Source organism: Leisingera sp. ANG-Vp, from assembly GCF_000813725.1.
Taxonomy (GTDB): Bacteria; Pseudomonadota; Alphaproteobacteria; order Rhodobacterales; family Rhodobacteraceae; genus Leisingera.
Map to the genome: position 1 here is coordinate 15,461 of NZ_JWLD01000025.1, position 18,379 is coordinate 33,839.

Below are 18,379 nucleotides of genomic sequence, written 5' to 3' on the forward strand. Positions count from 1 at the left end.
CAACTCAGGGGGGCACGTCATGACACGTTTCACCATCGCATCGTTCAACGTGAAGAACCTGATCGGGCCGGAGCGGGAGTACTACCGGTTCCAAAGCTACACGCCCGAGGAATACGCGTGGAAAGCCGATTGGATGGCCGACCAGCTGCTGACACTGAATGCGGATATCGTCGGCTTTCAGGAGATTTTCGAGGAAGCGCCGCTGCGGCAGGTGATCACGGAAGCAGACCGGCGCGGGGCTGAGGCCAATGAGGCCAGCATCCCCGACCCCTCCAAGCGCTATCACCGCAAGGCGATTTTCCAGAAACTGGCTTATGGCTCTTATGCCGAAGCCGAACTGGCCTTTGCCCCCAATCTCAACGACACCGGCGAGCCGGGCAAGCGGCGGCCCGGACTGGCAGTTCTCTCGCGTTTCGGGTTTGAAGGCGAGCCGGAGGTGATCCAGGATCTGGAACAGCCTCTGGACATCCCGATGGCCTGCCTTGGCGAAGAAGAGGATGCCGGCTTTTATACTCTGCGGCGCCTGTCGCGCCCGGTCCTGAAGGTGCGGGTGCCGGTTGGGGATCAGGTGATTACGGTTTTCAACTGCCATCTGAAGTCAAAACTTGGCGAGTTCATCAAGCCGCAGGGTGCCCCCTACCCGCCCGAAACCGTGCTGACTGCCTATGACGCCGCAGGCCGGGCGATGGGCGCGCTCAGGGCCGCTCTCAGGCGAATGGGGGAAGCCTGGGTGCTGCGGCGCGCGGTGCTGGACGAGCTGGAACAGGGCCGCCCGGTGATGGTGATGGGCGATTTCAATGACGGCGAACATGCGGTCAGCAGCGAGATCATCTCGGGCGAGACACCGTTCAAAAACTACGCCTGGATGCTGCGCCATGATGCCCAGCACCCGGGCGACCGCTACAGCGAGGCGGAAGACGCGCAGATCCGCGAGGCGGTCGACCGGGTGCGGCTGCGCTCTGCCGAGAAGATGTTCCTGAAAAAGAGCCTGCGCGATGTGGTCTACACCACCGCTTTTGGCGGCGTGCATGAGAGTATCGACCAGATCTACATGTCGCGCCATTTCGACCCGGCCTGGGACAGTGCGGTTGGGGAGATGCTCTATTACAGCGTCTTCAACGACCATTTGACCGACGGCAGCCATCCTGAGGCGCCTTACAACAAGCTGGCTTCGGATCATGGGCAGATCATGGCCCACATGGAGCTGCGCCGCTGAGGGGCGCCGGAAAAATGCAATTTTTCCGGCCAATTTTCTTAAGGAAGAAAATTCCCCCGCCTGCGGCAGGCGGCTGGTTTACCTCTCTGCCCTGGCGCAGGTAGACTGCGGCGGAACAAACACGGGGCTTTCCATGCAGACCGCAGACCTGGGCGATGTACAGCTCAACTACCGCACCGACGGAGATCCGGACGGCGCGCCGCTTGTCTTTGCCAACTCGCTCGGCACGGATTTGACCGTCTGGGATTCGGTTGTCGAACGTCTGCCCGCCGGCCTGCGCATCATCCGCTACGACAAACGGGGGCACGGTTTGTCCTCCTGCCCGCCCGCGCCCTATTCCATGGGTGCGCTGGTGCGCGATGCAGAGCGGCTGCTGGATCATCTTGAGGTGCGCGGCTGTGTTTTTGCCGGCCTGTCGATCGGCGGCATGATTGCGCAGGGGCTGGCAGTGAAGCGGCTCGACCAGATCCGGGCGCTGGTGCTGTCGAACACGGCAGCCAAGATCGGCACTGCGAAGATGTGGCAGGAACGGGTTCAAACCGTGCAGGAAAGCGGCATCGAAGCGCTGGCGGACGCAGTGATGGAGCGCTGGTTCTCTAAAGGCTTCCGGACCACGCCGGAACTGCAGCACTGGCGCGGCATGCTGGTACAGCAGTCCCGCGAAGGCTATGCCGGCTGCTGCGCGGCAATTGCCGGCACCGATTTCTACACGCCAACCAGCGGCTTGCGGCTGCCCTGCCTTGGGATTGCGGGCAGCGAAGACGGCTCCACCCCGCCTGATCTGGTGCGGGAGACAGTGGAGCTGATCCCAGGCAGCCGGTTCCAGCTGATCCGCCGCGCGGGCCATATCCCTTGTGTCGAGCAGCCGGATGAATACGCGCGGCACCTGACTGCCTTCCTGCGGGAGACCGGGCACATTGGCTGAGATCCTTCTGGTCCACGGTTCCTGCCACGGCGCCTGGTGCTGGCGCGATGTGCTGCCGGCGCTGGAGGCCCGCGGCCATACCGCCCGCACCGTTGCATTGCCGGGGCACAGCGACGGGCGCGACCCGGCCGGCGTCACACTGGATGAATCCGCAGCGGCGGTACTGGCGGCCTCCTCTCCCGAAACCATTGTCCTGGGGCACTCCTGGGGCGGCTTTCCGGTTTCGGCAGCGGCTGAAGCCGGCACCGGCAGACTGCGCGGGCTGATCTACCTGTGTGCCTACCTGCCCGTCAGCGGCATGTCGCTGATTGATATGCGCAAGGCCGGGCCGCGGCAGACACTGACCGGAGCCACGCAGAAGAATGCTGCAGGCACCGGCTACAGCCTGCTACCGGAAACCACGCCCGATCTGTTTTACCATGACTGCCCCGAAGAGGCTGTGCAGTATGCCATGGAAAACCTCTGCCAGCAGCCGATCCTTCCACAGGACACGCCCATCGTTCTTGCAGAACAGTTTGCGAGCGTTCCCAAGGCCTATATCCGCTGCACCGGCGACCGGGTGATCCCGCCGGAATACCAGGCACAGATGGCGGCCTCCCTTCCGCCGCAGCGGGTTCACAGCATGAATACATCCCATTCGCCCTTCTTTGCCGACCCCGATGGTCTCGCAGAGCTGATCGGGCACATTGCAAAGGACTTCTGATGGTGGGTTCCGTCTTTGACAGCCAAGTGTATGGCGATCTTTTCAGCAGCGGCGAAGCCAGCCGCCTGTTTTCCGACAGCGCCGAGGTGCGGGCCATGCTGCTGGTGGAGGGCGCATTGGCCAAGGCACAGGGTGCGGCAGGCGTGATCCCGCAGGAGAGCGCCGCGGCCATTGGCCGGGCAGTGGTGGAAATCGCCGTCGACCCCGGCGTTCTGAAACAGCCCGCAGCGCAGAACGGCGTGCCGGTTCCGGGACTGGTCGCCGCCTTCCGGGAAGAAATGAAAGCCCCGGAACATGCCCAGTTCGTGCACTGGGGCGCCACCTCGCAGGACATCATGGACAGCGCGCTGATGCTGCGGCTGCGGCAGGTACTGGCTCTGGTGGAGGCCGATGTGAAAACCGCAGTGAAGGCGCTCGGCAATCTTGCCAAGGCTCATGCGGAATTGCCTATGCCCGCCCGGACCTATGGCCAGCATGCGACGCCGACCAGCTTTGGCGCAGTGGCAGCAGGCTGGGGGGCACCTTTGCTGGACCTTCTGGAAGAACTGCCCGCGCTGCGGCAGTCCTGCCTTGTTGTTTCGCTGACTGGTGCGGCCGGCACCTCTTCGGCCCTGGGGGCCAAGGCCGCAGAAGTGCGCGCCGCAATGGCCAAGGGCCTGGCCCTTCAGGACCCCGGGCGCAGCTGGCACACGGACCGCACACCCGTTCTGCGGATTGCGGACTGGCTGCTGCGGGTGACGCTGGCCTTTGGCAAGATCGGCGGGAACAGCACCGCCCTGGCGCAGACCGGCATCCAGGAAATCCTGCTGGGCGGCGCGGGTGCGTCCTCGACCATGCCGCAGAAACAGAACCCGGTGGCACCTTCGGTGCTGGCAGCGCTGGCCCGCCAGGGCAGCGGTCTGTTTGCGGTTCTGCAGGGCGCCTCGATGCAGCAGCACCAGCGCGACGGGGCGGCCTGGTTCACCGAGTGGATGTGCCTGCCGCAGATTGTTCTGGGTGCGGCAAGCGCTGCCAGAACCGGAAAGGAACTCTGCGCCGCAATCATGCCCAGCCCGGAGGCAATGGCCGGCGCTCTGTCCGGCGGGCTGGACATGATCCACGCCGAGGCGCTGAGCTTTGCCCTGGCAGAACAGATGCCGCGCCCCGATGCGCAGGCGGCGGTCAAAGCGCTATGCCAAGAGGCACAAGCCTCTCGCAAACCGCTGCGGGAACTGGCAGCGCGGGATTATCCCAATCTGGATACCGCGGCGCTGTTTGACCCGGCGCAGCAGATGGGCCGTGCCCCGTGGGAAGCCTTGCAGTTTGCCAGGAAAGCAGAAGAGCTTGGGAACGAATAGCGTCTGCTGAGGAGAGAAGGCTTGCCCGCGTTTTCCGCAAAGCAAGGTAGCGATGCCGGGAACGGGCGGTTCAGCCGGCTCTCGCTGGTCTTCGTGCTGGCGACCGTCATGATCGATGCCATGGGCATTGGCCTCATCATGCCGGTGATGCCTAACCTGATCACCGAGGTGCAGGGCGGTTCGCTGGCCCAGGCGGCGGTGTGGGGCGGCTTGCTCAGCACCGTTTTTGCGGTGATGCAATTCCTGTTCAGCCCGATCCTCGGCAGCCTGTCCGATGCGGTGGGGCGCAGGCCGGTGCTGCTGGTGTCGCTGTTTGTGATGGCGCTGGACTATCTGATCATGGCCGTCGCAGGAACCATGTGGCTGCTGCTTCTGGGCCGGGTTCTGGGCGGCATCACCGCTGCCACCCACTCGACCGCTGGTGCCTATATCGCCGACATCTCGCCACCGGAGAAAAAGGCGGCGAACTTCGGCCTTTTGGGTGCCGCCTTTGGCGCCGGTTTTGTGCTCGGGCCGCTGATGGGCGGGCTGCTGGGCGAACTGGGCACAAGGGCGCCCTTCTATGCCGCAGCGGTGCTGGTGCTGCTGAACTTTGCCCTCGGCTGGTTCGTAATGGGCGAAACCGTCAAAAAAGAAAACCGACGCCCGTTCGAGTGGCGCCGCGCCAATCCTTTCGGAGCCTTCCGCGCGGTCGGGCGTATCCCCGGCATCAAGGCGCTGTTGTGGGTGTATTTCCTCTATTCCGTGGCGATCTACGTCTATCCGGCGATCTGGTCCTATTTCACGCTGGAGCGCTTCGGCTGGCAGCCGCAGGTGATCGGCCTTTCACTGGCGGTTTATGGGATTTCGATGGGGTTGGTGCAGGGCTGGCTGCTGCGCTACACGGTGGTCTGGTTCGGCGAACGGCGCACGGTGATCTGGGGTCAGATTTTTGACTTCATCGCCTTTGGCATTCTGGCCTTCATTTCCAACGGCGTGCTGGCGATGATGCTGATCCCGGTGTCGGCTCTGGGCGCCCTGGTGCAGCCTGCGCTGCAAGGGATGATGTCAAAGACCGTCGAAGATAATCAGCAAGGCGAGCTGCAGGGCGTGCTGACTGCCGTCAATGCGCTGGCGATGATCCTGTCGCCCTTGATGATGACCGCAGTGTTTGCCCGTTTCACTGCAGAAGGCGCGCCTGTCTACCTGCCCGGCGCACCGTTCCTTTTGGCGCTGCTGCTGATGGCCATCGGCTGCGCTGTGTTTTTGCGCAGCAAATCTTCCGTAGCGTAAAACCGCCGCCCTGCTGCCGCATACCGGCTTGATACACTGCCTCCCCCGCGCCACGCTGGCTGAAAACGGGGAGAGAGATCATGCAAACCATCAAGGCCGCCGTCTGCCGTGAATTCGGCACCCCGCTGGTGATCGAAGAGGTGCAGCTGGCCGCGCCCGGCATGGGCGAGGTTGAGGTCACGCTGAACGCGGTTGCCATCTGCCACAGCGATATTTCATATGCCGAGGGCGCCTGGGGCGGGCATTTGCCGGCCGTCTACGGGCATGAGGCCGCTGGGGTGATCACCGCCGCGGGCGAGGGCGTGCAGGGCTTTGCCGAGGGCGATTCCGTTGTTGTCACCCTGATCCGCAGCTGCGGCACCTGCCCCTCCTGCGCGGGAGGCAAACCCACCATCTGCGAAACACCGCATGATACGGTGAACGGCCCGTTGAAAACCGCCGACGGCCAGCCCTTGGAGCAGGCCATGGCCTGCGGCGCCTTTGCCGAGAAAGTGGTGGTGGACCAGCGCCAGATTGTGAAGATCCCGGACAGCATGGCAAAGGACGCCGCGGCACTCGTCTCCTGCGGGGTAATCACCGGTGTCGGCGCGGTGGTGAACGCAGCCCAATTGCGCGCAGGCCAGGATGTGGTGGTGATCGGGGCCGGCGGCGTGGGTCTCAATGCCATTCAGGGCGCCCGTATCGCCGGCGCCCGCCGCATCGTTGCAGTGGACATGAGCCCCGAGAAACTGGAGATCGCCAAGGAGTTCGGCGCCACCCATGGGGTGCTGGCCACTGAAGAAAAACCTTGGAAGGCAGCCTATAAGGCGCTTGGCGGCCGCGGCGCGGACGCGGTGCTGATCACGGTCGGCGCCATCCCCGCTTATGAACAGGCGCCCCGCTATCTGGCCCGTGGCGGCAGGGCGGTGCTGATCGGCATGCCGCACTCCGGTGCCAAAGCGGCTTATGAACCGGTCGTGCTCGCCGCGGTTGGCCAGGGGCTCATCGGCTCCAAGATGGGAGATGTGGTGATCCAGCGGGACATTCCCTGGATGGTGGACCTGTATCAGCAGGGCCGCCTCAAGCTGGATGAGCTGATCTCGGGCCGCTGGCCGCTGGAGCAGATCAACGAAGCCATTGCCGACACCAAGACTGGAAGCGCCAAACGCAATGTGATTGTGTTCAGCTGACCCAACCCAAGCGGAGCGCGGCCCGTGCTGAAATTCCTGACCGACCTGTTCAAACCCGAAGCCCCCAAGGCGCAGCCGATCACCTCTGAAACCTCGATGAGCTTTGCCAGCATCGAAGTTGCTCCCTTCCTGACCCAGCTGACCAATAATCCGCGCTTTGGCCTGCCCGCCAATTTTGCGGCCTCCATTGCAGATGGAATTCCCAGCATGGCACTGGACGAAACCCTCCGCTGGAAGATCGAGGGCGGCTTTGACGGGGCACTGGTCGAACTGGAGATCGAAGTCTTCATGAACGGTACTGACGCGCCCGACCTCACTTTCTTCAGCAGTCAGGCTGCAATCGAAGAGATCGAACGGGAGCTGACCATCTTTGCCGCGGCAATGGAAGGATAGCGCATGAAGCTGCAGGACCTGGACATCATCGTCACCGCGCCCCCCGCCCCCGGCTGGGGCGGGCGCTACTGGATCCTGGTGAAAGTCACCACCGACACCGGCATCACCGGCTGGGGCGAATGCTATGCCTCCTCGGTTGGTCCCGAGGCAATGTCCCATGTGATCCGGGATGTTTTCGAGCGACACATGGCCGGCGAGAATCCGGAAAACATCGAGCTGATGTTCCGCCGCGCCTATTCCTCGGGCTTCACCCAGCGTCCGGATCTGACGGTAATGGGGGCGTTTTCAGGGCTCGAGATCGCTTGCTGGGACATCCTGGGCAAGGACCGCGGCCGCCCGGTGCATGCGCTGATCGGCGGCCGGATGAATGACCGCATCCGCGCTTACACTTACCTCTACCCGCTGCCTGATCAGGACATACTGGCGTTCTGGACTTCTCCGGAAATGGCCGCCGAGGCTGCCCGGCAGCGTGTTGCGGAAGGCTACACCGCGCTGAAGTTCGACCCGGCAGGCCCTTATACCCTGCGCGGCGGCCATATGCCTGCGATGTCCGACATCTCGATGTCCGTGGCCTTCTGCAAGGCGATCCGCGAGGTGGTGGGCGACAAGGCGGACCTGCTGTTCGGCACCCACGGCCAGTTCAGCACCGCCGGCGCCATCCGCCTGGGCCAGGCGCTGGAGCCCTACTCCCCGCTCTGGTTCGAAGAACCCACCCCGCCCGACAATATCGAGGACATGGCCCGCGTCGCCCGCAACGTGCGCATCCCCGTGGCCACCGGCGAGCGGATGACCACCAAATCCGAATTCGCGGCTGTTCTGCGCTCCGGTGCTGCTGAGATCCTGCAGCCAGCCCTGGGGCGTGCGGGAGGCATCTGGGAAATGAAGAAAGTTGCCGCCATTGCCGAAGTTTTCAATGCCCAGATGGCGCCGCATCTCTATGCCGGGCCGGTAGAATGGGCCGCCAACATCCACCTGACCGCCTCGATTCCCAACATCCTGCTGCTGGAAACCATCGAAACGCCGTTCCACGACCAGCTGATCAAAGGATCAATCCGGGTTGAAAACGGCTTTGTCATCCCGCCGGAAACCCCCGGCCTCGGCATCGAAGTAGACGAAGACCTGGCCCGCGCCCATCCTTTCACCGGCAGCGACCTGCATCTGAACATGCAGGAAGCCCCCTGCGACTATGCCAATGGCAATGCCTTTGCCGGTGGCTCTCCGCCGATCATTGACTGAAACGCAACGCCGGGGTGACTTGGCTGCCGGAAAGGGGCAGACTGCAAGAAAAGACGACAGCAGGACAGCGAGCATTGCCCCCTCCGGCCAGCGACGACACCTCGGAAGCACTGCAGAACATGCAGGAGAGCGCCGCAGCCGCTGCTGCGTTCCTGAAAACGCTTGCGCATGAAGGCCGGCTGATGATCCTCTGCCATCTGTCCGCAGGGGAACGGTCCGTAAGCGAACTGGAGGCGCTGTTGAACATGCGGCAGGCAGCCGTCAGCCAGATGCTGGCGCGGCTTCGCGAGGACGGGCTTGTCGCCACCCGGCGCGAGGGCAAGACGATTTACTACTCTCTGAACGACGGAAACACCGAAGAAATTATCGCATTGCTCTACAAGCAATTCTGCAGCAGTTGAGCCAGTACGTTCCGGAACCGGCAGACAGCCCGCTTTGCGTCCGCCGCCGGCCAATGAGACAGATCGGCTGCTGCGCGCGAAAAGCGCGACGTCAAGCCCAGCTGTGGCGGAAGAGCTTCCTCAGCCGTCTGCCCGCACGGTCTGCGTCTGCACCCCCAGCCCCTCGATCTCCAGCCTCATCACGTCGCCCGGCTGCAGATAGACCGGCTCCGGCTTGATCCCCATGCCGACACCCGGCGGGGTGCCGGTTGCGATCACATCACCCGGATGCAGTGTCATCAGCTGGCTCAGATGCGAGATGATCTGCGCCACCGTGAACACCATAGTGCCGGTATGGCCGCTCTGCCGCCGCTCCCCGTTCACATCGCAGGCGAGCCACAGGTTCTGCGGGTCCGCCACCTCGTCCCGGGTCACAAGCCAGGGTCCGATGGGGCCAAAGGTGTCGCAGCTCTTGCCCTTGGTCCATTGCCCGGCAAGCTTGGTCTGATAGTCGCGCTCGGACACATCGTTGATCACGCAATAGCCCGCCACATGGCTCAGCGCATCCGCTTCGCTGACGTATTTGGCCGCCGTGCCGATCACCACGCCCAGCTCCACCTCCCAATCCGCCGCAACCGAGCCGCGCGGCAGGATCACATCGTCATTGGCGCCAGCCATAGAGGACGTGGCTTTCAGAAACAGGATCGGGTGCTCCGGCACCTTCATGCCAGCCTCTTCCGCGTGGTCGGAATAATTGAGGCCGATGCCGAGAAACTTGCCCGCCTGCCCCACGCAGGGCGCCAGGTCCACCGGCCCCTCCACCTGCGGCAGCGCCTCTGCGTCCAAGGCGGCCAGCCGGCCCAATGTATCCGCGTCCAGCACGGCGCCGGTGATATCCGGCACATGCGCCGACAGGTCCCGCACTTGGCCTGCAGCATCCAGCAGCCCCGGCCGGACCTCTCCATCCGCGCGGTATCGCAGCAGTTTCATAACGCTCTTCCCCGTTGTTGATTTTCAGGTCAGTTGGAAACGTAGCCCGCCACCACCTGCAGCAGCTTGAAGGCGGTCGAGGCATCATTTTCGACCACCGCCAGGAATTCCTCCTCGCCGATCCGCAGGCAGTTGAGATCAGTAGCCGCAATCATGCTCAGCGCCCGCGGCTCGTGCCGGATCAGGCCCAGCTCCCCCACCAGCCGTCCGGGGCCCACCGTAGCAATCAGCCGGTCCTCGGCACTCTCCTGCGGCAGATACAGCCCGGCCTCGCCTTCCAGGATCATATAGGCACCGTCCGAAGCCTCATCGTCCTTGAGGAACACCACTTCACCCGCCTTGGCGCCGTACCAGCGCGCTCCAAAGGCCAAAAGGCGCAGCTGGCGGCGGTTCAGGCCGGAAAACAGCTCGGTCTGCTCCAATGCCCGCAGCTTGCGGGCCAAGTCCTGGCTTGCTGCCCCGTCGCCTGCTGCAGCAGCCTGGGCTTCATCACTCACGAGACGCCCCTGGCGAAGCTCAAAGTAGACATCAAAGACATCCGGGCTTTGGAAAGCAGGCGCCAGGTAGATCAGCGTGGTCTCCGGCAGGAGCTTGCGAAGGTTCTTGTGCACCGCCACCCGGGTTTCCAGATCATAGCTCGCCATCGCTGAATCAAGGATCAGCACATCAGGCCGCTTGATGGTGGCCCGGCAGAAAGCCAGCGGCTCCGCAAAACTGGCGGCCAGCCCCTGGCCGCCCACGGCAATCGGCATGTCAAAAATCAGCTCCACCACCTGATCACGCAGGCCGTCCCGCACCATGAGGTCCGAAACGAGTTTCCGCACCTCGTCCCCCTTGGCACCGGAAGCATCGGAGATTTTGCCGAACAGGGCGTTTTCCAGAACCGTCAGGCTGGGTGCGAAACTGTCATTGGAAAACGGCACGAACCCTGCGCCCAGCGCCTTGCGCAATCCCTGCCCGTGGCTGCGGCGGAAGCCGAGGATACGCTCCATCATGCCGTCCTCGAAGGCCGGGCCGATCTGTTCGGCGGAAATGGTGAAGGGCACGATCAGCAGTTGAGCCAGTTCTTCACGGCTTAATGCTGCCGCATTGACTTCGCCTGGCTTGTCGACAAGCGCCAGCGCCGCTTCATACGCCTCGACGTCCAGGCCAAGCTTGCGGAACAGCGGATGGGTTGTGCCGTCCATTCCGAAAATCTGCCGCAGCATCTCGACCACATCGCGGGTCAGTGCCACCAGCCCCTCGTCCAGGCCCAGCTGCTTGAGCTGATCGAGAAACTCAGCATGGCGGTGCAGCATTTCGCCAGTCATTGCTTCCTGCGAGGCTGCAAACAGCAAGTTCTCCGCCACCGGCAGTGCCGGGTTGTAACTCTCGGCCTCCAGGAAATGCACATGGGCGTCAAGCCCAGCCTCCTGAAGCGCCTGCCGGACCGCAGGGCGCAGTTTAACAAGCTGCTCTGCCAGTTCCGCATGAGCCGAAGCATCAAATACCTGCTCGATGCCGCGGCGGAACAGAGCGGTGTCCGAACCGATCCCCTCGACCAGTTTCAGCCACCAGTCCCGCAGCTCTGCCTCGCTGGAAAAACCTGCAAGTTGCGGATCCAGCCAAGGCACATCAAAGGGGTCAGGGCTGTTGCCTGCTTTTTTGGCGATCTCAAGCTTCTGCCGGTCCCGCGGCTCGCCCTGCGGGCGCAGCCGCATCGGCATCATCACATTGTCGCCAAAAGAGCCCTGGAACAGAACCGGCCGCGAGGTGGCGTAGCCGATCCGCGCCGCGACGGTGGCCTGATGCAGCCCGCTGAGGTTCTGCTCTGCCACTGTGACCGTCCCCGCCGTGGGCAGGATTTCCCGGGTCAACAGCTCCGCCAAGGCCCGCCGGTCCTCCTCCGAGGGCGCCGAAATGCCGATCACCTGTCCTGCCGGGAAGGTCGCGCTGAGATCCTCCAGCACCAGATTGCCGTCAGTGTCGCGCACATTGACCGTATCCAGCACCACATCGCCCTTGAGCCGCCCAAGCTCCTCCGGCGCGCCGCGCATCAGGCTCTCGTCGACCATGCCTTGCGGTGCAAACCGCTCCAGGATCACCTCCCAGCGCAGGGACATGTCCTGTGTCTGATTGTAATAGGCCAGCAGTTCCTTCCACGGGCTGGCCAGATCCTTGTAGGCCGCCAAGGCCGCCACCAGCGCCCCCAGCGAGACCTTGCCCTGCAGCACCAGAAAACCGCCCACCGCATAAAAGAAGAACGGCGTCAGCTGGGTAATGAAGTTGTTGAGGAACTTCATGAAGAACTTTTTCTGGTAGATCTCGAAGCGGATGTCGAACAGCCGCCCCAGCCGGTCGGTGATCACCGCCATCCGGTAGCGCCAGCCGCCATTGATCCGCAGCGTCGAAGCCCCCGCCGCGCTTTCGCCGATCTCGGTCGCCAGCGCCCGCACCTGCTTGATGCGTTTCTTGTTCAACAGATTGATCTGGCGCTGCAGCTTGGGAATCAGCCAGCCCTGCAGAGGAATGAGCGCTATGGCCGCCAGCCCGAACCAAACGCTTTGCAGAAACAGGAAGAACAGGATGGTCAGCATCTGACCCGCCTGCAGCACCGGCTGGCTGACTGCATCCCCCATCAGCCCGCCCATCGGTTCGGATTCGGAGGTGACCATGGAGACCAGCTCGCCTTGGCTGACCCGCTCGAAATAGGGCTGCGGGAAGCGCAGCACCCGGGCAATCAGCTGATAGCGGAAGCGGCGCAGCATCCGTTCGGCCAGCACCCCCTTCATGGTGTTGATCCGCATCTTCAGCAGGCCGTGGCACAATACGGCAAGCAGGAAGCCGCCGCAGAGGATCCACAGGAAGGTCAGCTGATCAAAGCTCTGCCCCAGCACCGTGATGGTCGAGGTTTCCGAGCCGATCGCGTCATTGATGATCCGCTTGGGCAGTTCCAGCGTCAGATAGAGCAGCGGGAACAGGCAGGCGGTGACCAGCAGCAGCACCAGCTGGTCGCGTTTTGAGTATTTCCAGATGAAACGGAACAAAGAGCGTTCTATGGGAAAGCTCCATAAATGGCGGCTTCGGATATGGGCTGACATATGGGTAGCGCGGATTGGCAGCTACAGGCAATGGGCAGAAACCTGCCTCGTCCCGTTGCGGCACCCTGCCGGCACAGCATTTGCCAGACGGTGAAAAATCCGTAAGGTTCCAGCACCGTACACTTGCTGGAGGTCATTCGGTTTGCCTGAATACGTCGGTTCCGTCCTGCTGCTGCTCTGCGCCCTGCAGGTCAAGCATCTGTTTGCCGACTTCTTTCTGCAAACGCCGAAAATGCTGTCCGGCCGCTGCGCCTATGCGCATATGGGGCGCGCCCAGCACGCCGGCGTGCATATCATCGGCTCGGCCATCGTGTTTGCCCTGTTCAGCGCGCCGGTGATGTTTATTCTGGTGCTGGCGGTGCTGGAGTGGATTGTCCATTTCCACATCGATTTCGGCAAAGCCCGCTACTCCGAGGTGAAAAAACTGAACCCGCAGCAGGCGCGGTTCTGGCAGGCAATGGGCTCGGACCAGATGCTGCATCAGCTTACCTACATCGCAATGGCCTGGGCCTGGGTGAAATACGCCGCGATGTAAGACACTGGGGCCAGCCCCCAGACCCCTGGAGTACTTCCGGCAAGATGAAAAGGCGGGCAGCTGCTTCGCCTTGCTTCAAGTACTCCCGCCGGAGGCATGCGCCGCAAGGCGCAACTCCTAAGATACCACAGGCCGATCCCGCTTGATGGTTCGCAGCACCACATTGGTCTGGGCGCTGGCAACTGCCGGCAGGCGGAACAGGAAATCCTCCAGGAACCGGTTGTAGGCCTCCAGATCCGGCGCCAGAACCCGAAGGTGGTAATCAGCCTGTCCGGTGGTGGCATAGCACTCCTGAACCAGCGGGCTGGTCTCCACTGCCCGGATGAACTCAACCAGCTTGTCCGGGTCGTGGCGCGTCAGGTGCACATGCACCAGCGCCTGAAATCCCAGCCCCATCGCTGGCGCATTCACCACCGCGCCATAGCGCTCGATGATACCGGCCTCCTCCAGCGCCCGCACCCGGCGCCACAGAGCCGAAGACGACATGCCCACAGCCTCGGCCAGATCTGCATTTGAAATGCGGGAATCTTCCTGCAGCAGGGTCAGAATGCGGCGGTCACGGTCGTCGAGCTTCATGATACGGTCCAAATTTTCAGAATGCCGTGTCTGATCGGGTAATCTAACCATAAATCTCCGCAAAACCAGCAACAGGGGCAAATCTTTTCAGGCTTTGAGGATTATTCTTCCGGAAAACACGACTTTGCCCGCAAGGATCCGCCCGCGATGACCAAGCTGAGCCACGATTTCCGCAGCTACAAACTGGACGACCGTTACGACATGACCAAGGGCCGGGTGTTCCTGACCGGGACCCAGGCGCTGGCCCGGATCATGCTGGACCAGGCCCGCCGCGACCGCGAGAGCGGGCTGAACACCGCAGGCTTTGTCTCGGGCTACCGCGGCTCGCCCCTGGGCGGCGTCGATCTGGAATTCTGGCGCGCGCAGGAGCGGATGCAGGCGAACCGGATCAAGTTCATGCCGGCGGTGAACGAGGATCTGGGGGCAACGGCTGTCCTGGGCGCGCAGCAGGCGGTGCTGGACCCGCACTGCGAGGTCGAGGGCGTGTTTTCCATGTGGTACGGCAAGGGCCCCGGCGTCGACCGCTCCGGCGATGCGCTGAAGCATGGCAACGCCTATGGCTCCTCGCAAAAGGGCGGCGTGCTGGTGGTGGCGGGCGATGACCACGGCTGCGTCAGCTCCTCAATGCCGCATCAGTCGGATGCCGCATTCCTGGCCTGGTTCATGCCTGTCCTGAACCCGGCGGATGTGTCCGAATACCTGACTTTCGGCGAATACGGCTTTGCCCTGTCGCGCTACTCCGGCACCTGGGTGGGGTTCAAGGCGGTCTCGGAAACCGTGGAAAGCGCCCGTTCGGTCGAGCTGTGCCCGGACCGCAAGTTCATCTACCCGGAGCTGCCGGACTATCCCGGCGGGCTGCATATCCGCCGCGCCGACCTGCCCTCGCCCGAGATTGAGACCCGCATCCATGCCAAGCTCGACGCGGTGCGCGCCTTTGCCGAAGCCAATCCGATCGACAAACGGATCTATGACATCAAGGAAGCGCGCTTTGGCTTTGTCTCCACCGGCAAGGGGCATCTGGACCTGATGGAGGCGCTGCGGCTTCTGGGTCTGGACGAGGCCGCCTGCCGCCGCCTGGGGATCGACATCTACAAGGTCGGGATGGTCTGGCCGCTGGACCGCACCGATGCGCTGCGGTTTGTACGCGGCAAAGAGGAAGTGCTGGTTGTCGAGGAAAAGCGCGGTATCATCGAAAGCCAGTTCAAGGAGAACTTCTACGACTGGCCCGGCAGCAAGCCGGAGAAGATGGTCGGCAAATACGACAGCCAGGGCAAACCGCTGATCCCCTGGACCGGGGAGCTGAGCCCGCTCTTGCTGGCGCCCATCGTGGCGGCGCGGCTGGACAAGTTCTTCCCCGGGGAGAACCTGCCCGCCAAGGCCGCCGCGCTGACAGCTGAACCACCCAAGGCGCTGAACGTGCCCGGCGCCACCCGAACGCCCTATTTCTGTTCGGGCTGCCCGCATAACTCCTCGACCAAACTGCCGGAGGGGTCCAAGGCGTTCTCCGGCATCGGCTGCCATGTGATGGCCAGCTGGATGGACCGGGAGACGGCAGGCTATGCGCAGATGGGCGGCGAAGGCGTGCCCTGGACCGTGGCCTCGCAATTCAACGGCAACAAGCATGTGTTCCAGAACCTCGGCGAAGGCACCTGGTATCACTCGGGTTCTTTGGCGATCCGCCAGGCGGTCGCGGCCGGAACAAACATCACCTACAAGATCCTCTACAATGACGCGGTAGCGATGACCGGCGGCCAGCCGGTGGACGGACCCGTCTCAGTCCACGGCATCGCCCAGACCTGCCGCGCCGAGGGGGTTGAGCGGATCGCCCTGATCTCGGACGACATCGGCAAATTCATCCACGGGGACTTCCCGCGCGGCACCACCTTCCACGACCGTGCCGAGCTGGACACCGTGCAGCGCGAGCTGCGCGATACCCCCGGTGTCACCGTGCTGATCTATGAGCAGACCTGCGCCACCGAGAAACGACGCCGCCGCAAACGCGGCAAGATGGAAGACCCCAAGCGGTTTGCCTTCATCAACGATCTGGTCTGCGAGGGCTGCGGCGACTGCTCGGTGGAAAGCAACTGCCTGAGCGTGGAGCCGAAGGAGACGCCCTTTGGCCGCAAGCGCAAGATCAACCTCAGCTCCTGCAACAAGGATTTCTCCTGCCTGAACGGATTCTGCCCCTCCTTTGTCACTGTCGAAGGCGCCACCCGGCGCAAGAAGAAACCTGCGGGGCTTGATGCGGCTCAGTTGACCGCCAAGCTGCCCGCCCCCGAATTGCCATCCCTCGCGGAGCCGTTCGACCTGCTGGTCACCGGTGTTGGCGGCACCGGCGTTGTCACTGTCGGCGCGCTGATCACAATGGCAGCGCATCTGGAGGGCAAAGGCGCCAGCGTGCTGGATTTCACCGGCTTTGCCCAGAAGTTCGGCACTGTTCTCAGCTACATCCGCCTGTCCAAGGAACCGGAAACCCTCAATCAGGTGCGCATTGATCAGGGCGGCGCCGATGCCGTCATCGGCTGCGACGTGGTGGTGAGCTCGGCGCCCAAGGCCTCGGTGCATTACCGCCATGGCACCAAAGTGGTGCTGAACCGGGCGGAGATGCCAACCGGCGACCTGGTGCTGCGCCGCGATGCCGACCTGATGGCCGGGGTGCGGGAACAGACCATCGCAGAAGCGGTGGGTCCGCAGAACCTGTCAGGCTTCAACGCCAACGAGGCAGCAGAGGAGATGCTGGGCGATGCGGTGCTGGCCAATGTGATGATGCTGGGCTTTGCCTGGCAGAAGGGGCTGGTGCCGGTCAGCGCCGGTGCTTTGGATCAGGCGATTGAGCTGAATGGGGTCGCGGTCGAAAAGAACCGCCTGGCTTTTGCAATCGGCCGGGCAATGGCGGCAGACCCGCATTTGGTTTCCGGCCACTACGAGGAAATGCCTGAAAAGACAGAAACGCTCGACGCGCTGATCGAACGGCGCGCCACCTTCCTCACCGGCTATCAGAACATGGCCTATGCCGGGCGCTTCACCAGCGCCTTGAAGCGCTTCCGTGAGAATGTGCCGGAAGATGCCCGGGACGAGCTGACGGCAGCCGCCGCAAAATCACTGTTCAAACTGATGGCCTACAAGGACGAGCTCGAAGTCGCCCGGCTGCTGACCAGCGAATCCTTCCGGCATCAGCTGGAGGATGAATTCGAGGGTGATTTCAGCGTGAAGTACCATCTCGCCCCGCCGCTGCTGAACTGGAAGCGGGATGCGCGGGGGCGCCCCGCCAAACGCGCCTTTGGCGCCTGGCTGCGGCCCGCGATGAACGTGCTGGCCAAAGGAAAAAGCCTGCGCGGTTCCGCCTTCAACCCCTTTGGCTACCACGAAGAGGCAAGGCTCCACCGGGAATTGCTGGCGTGGTTTGAGACCGCTTTGGACACTGTCGCCGGCCGGTACAGCGCGGAGACCCGAGACGTCTGCCTGAACATCCTGCAGGCGCCGATGGAAATCCGCGGCTACGGGCCCGTGCGCATGAAAGCAGCGCGGGAAGTGCGGGCCAAAGCTGAGGAACTGCTCGCCAGACTCTAGGTTCAGACGTCCCAGTGCTGCTTGGTAAACTCGGTAAAGGCCTCCATCTCCTCAGGCAGCGGTTCACGCCCAGTGAACACCTTGAGGTATTCCGGCGTCACTTCCAGGCGGTGGGCATGACTCTCATTCGGGTCGGCCATGTCGTAGCCCAGCTGCATGTAATAAAGCACCTTGGCGCGGGTCATTGCCTCGCGCTCAGCGTAGCCGTAGCGTTCGAACATGCCTGTCAGCGCTTCGACCCTGCGGCTGTCAGAGCGGTCCAGCAGGCTGCGCACCTTCCCCGAGCGCCGCGACCAGTCGCGCACTGCGAAGTCCAGCGCGGTGTTGAACAGATTCGGGTTGGTGATGCAGTGGAACACGTTCAGCACCGCGCCAGTGATTGTTTTGGCCGGCGCCTCGGCCTGGCGCACCATGCCGGCGGTGTTGGTCTGCTCCCAGGTTTTCAGAAGCGCATCCAATAGATCCTGGCGCGACTTGAAATACCAGTAAAAGGACGAGCGCGACACCTGCATCCGCTCGGCCAGCGCCAGCACCTTCACCTGCTCCACCCCGTCCGAGATCAGCACGTCCATCGCCACATTCAGCCAGTCGTTGCGGGTGACCTTGATATTGCCTACCAGCGGCTCGGCCTCCGGATCGTCCCGGTGCAGTACAGGTTTTTGCGCCATTTGCCGCCTTTCGCTTTTATCGCTTCCCGCCGTCATCCTAGGAGCGCCAGCGCGCGGCGCCAACATGGCAATCCCGCCAGCCCGCAAATCAAGTGGCGGCCAGGCCACAGCGGCCTTCTCGCTCCTCTGCCGGGAATGACCCCTTGGCGCACAACCGCTAGCTGCGCAGCGGGGAATGGAACCTATAACCGCCACGCGGATGTTATCCATTGTGAACTTGCCCTATGACCTAGGCTGGAAACCGTCACAAAACTGGTACGCAGGCTGGTTAGCAGGCCGACGCGCGCGCTCTGCTGCAGCTCCCAGGCCGTTCACATTTCCCTTGTGCC

General features: G+C 63.2%; 15 protein-coding genes. 11 read left to right on the forward strand and 4 right to left on the reverse strand.

The window, feature by feature from the left end; genetic code table 11:
* Window positions 1-19 precede the first annotated feature (19 nt).
* The 9 genes from RA20_RS09585 (at window position 20) to RA20_RS09625 (ending at window position 8,652) form a co-directional block, all read left to right on the forward strand.
* Window positions 20-1,216, forward strand: coding sequence for an endonuclease/exonuclease/phosphatase family protein (locus RA20_RS09585; RefSeq protein WP_039127424.1), 1,197 nt, complete (start codon window positions 20-22; stop codon window positions 1,214-1,216).
* 133 nt (window positions 1,217-1,349) lie between these two features.
* A complete protein-coding gene (gene pcaD, locus RA20_RS09590) occupies window positions 1,350-2,141 on the forward strand; it encodes a 3-oxoadipate enol-lactonase (RefSeq protein WP_039127426.1) in 792 nt (263 codons plus the stop codon).
* A complete protein-coding gene (locus RA20_RS09595; RefSeq protein ID WP_039127429.1) occupies window positions 2,134-2,844 on the forward strand; it encodes an alpha/beta fold hydrolase in 711 nt (236 codons plus the stop codon). The genes pcaD and RA20_RS09595 overlap by 8 nt, the downstream gene beginning before the upstream one ends.
* Entirely contained in the window at window positions 2,844-4,181 is a 1,338-nt protein-coding gene (locus tag RA20_RS09600) for a lyase family protein (RefSeq protein WP_039127430.1), read from the forward strand. Before RA20_RS09595 ends, RA20_RS09600 begins: the two co-directional genes overlap by 1 nt.
* Window positions 4,182-4,289: 108 nt before the next feature.
* Complete coding sequence (locus RA20_RS09605; protein WP_052248921.1) at window positions 4,290-5,453, forward strand: TCR/Tet family MFS transporter; 1,164 nt, start codon at window positions 4,290-4,292, stop codon at window positions 5,451-5,453.
* Between the two features lie 80 nt (window positions 5,454-5,533).
* A complete protein-coding gene (locus RA20_RS09610) occupies window positions 5,534-6,622 on the forward strand; it encodes a Zn-dependent alcohol dehydrogenase (protein ID WP_039127432.1) in 1,089 nt (362 codons plus the stop codon).
* A 24-nt stretch (window positions 6,623-6,646) separates the two neighbouring features.
* The gene (locus tag RA20_RS09615; protein ID WP_039127435.1) at window positions 6,647-7,015 is read left to right on the forward strand and encodes a hypothetical protein; all 369 of its coding nucleotides are present in this window, start codon (window positions 6,647-6,649) and stop codon (window positions 7,013-7,015) included.
* A 3-nt stretch (window positions 7,016-7,018) separates the two neighbouring features.
* Window positions 7,019-8,251, forward strand: coding sequence for a mandelate racemase/muconate lactonizing enzyme family protein (locus tag RA20_RS09620; protein WP_039127438.1), 1,233 nt, complete (start codon window positions 7,019-7,021; stop codon window positions 8,249-8,251).
* A 119-nt stretch (window positions 8,252-8,370) separates the two neighbouring features.
* A complete protein-coding gene (locus RA20_RS09625) occupies window positions 8,371-8,652 on the forward strand; it encodes an ArsR/SmtB family transcription factor (protein ID WP_039127607.1) in 282 nt (93 codons plus the stop codon).
* 120 nt (window positions 8,653-8,772) lie between these two features.
* On the opposite strand, the gene RA20_RS09630 is transcribed toward RA20_RS09625, so the two are convergent.
* Window positions 8,773-9,621 carry a fumarylacetoacetate hydrolase family protein gene (locus RA20_RS09630; RefSeq protein WP_039127440.1) on the reverse strand — a complete coding sequence of 283 codons (849 nt, stop codon included), beginning with the start codon at window positions 9,619-9,621 and terminating at the stop codon, window positions 8,773-8,775.
* A gap of 29 nt (window positions 9,622-9,650) precedes the next feature.
* Window positions 9,651-12,608, reverse strand: coding sequence for an ABC transporter transmembrane domain-containing protein (locus RA20_RS09635; RefSeq protein WP_039127609.1), 2,958 nt, complete (start codon window positions 12,606-12,608; stop codon window positions 9,651-9,653).
* A 235-nt stretch (window positions 12,609-12,843) separates the two neighbouring features.
* On the opposite strand from RA20_RS09635, the gene RA20_RS09640 reads away from it, so the two are divergent.
* The gene (locus RA20_RS09640; protein ID WP_039127443.1) at window positions 12,844-13,236 is read left to right on the forward strand and encodes a DUF3307 domain-containing protein; all 393 of its coding nucleotides are present in this window, start codon (window positions 12,844-12,846) and stop codon (window positions 13,234-13,236) included.
* A 117-nt stretch (window positions 13,237-13,353) separates the two neighbouring features.
* On the opposite strand, the gene RA20_RS09645 is transcribed toward RA20_RS09640, so the two are convergent.
* Complete coding sequence (locus tag RA20_RS09645; protein ID WP_039127446.1) at window positions 13,354-13,812, reverse strand: Lrp/AsnC family transcriptional regulator; 459 nt, start codon at window positions 13,810-13,812, stop codon at window positions 13,354-13,356.
* A gap of 147 nt (window positions 13,813-13,959) precedes the next feature.
* Here RA20_RS09645 and RA20_RS09650 point away from each other — a divergent pair, with 147 nt between their 5' ends.
* Window positions 13,960-17,382, forward strand: coding sequence for an indolepyruvate ferredoxin oxidoreductase family protein (locus RA20_RS09650; RefSeq protein WP_039127449.1), 3,423 nt, complete (start codon window positions 13,960-13,962; stop codon window positions 17,380-17,382).
* 2 nt (window positions 17,383-17,384) lie between these two features.
* On the opposite strand, the gene RA20_RS09655 is transcribed toward RA20_RS09650, so the two are convergent.
* Window positions 17,385-18,050, reverse strand: coding sequence for a TetR/AcrR family transcriptional regulator (locus RA20_RS09655; RefSeq protein ID WP_039127451.1), 666 nt, complete (start codon window positions 18,048-18,050; stop codon window positions 17,385-17,387).
* Between the last annotated feature and the right edge of the window lie 329 nt (window positions 18,051-18,379).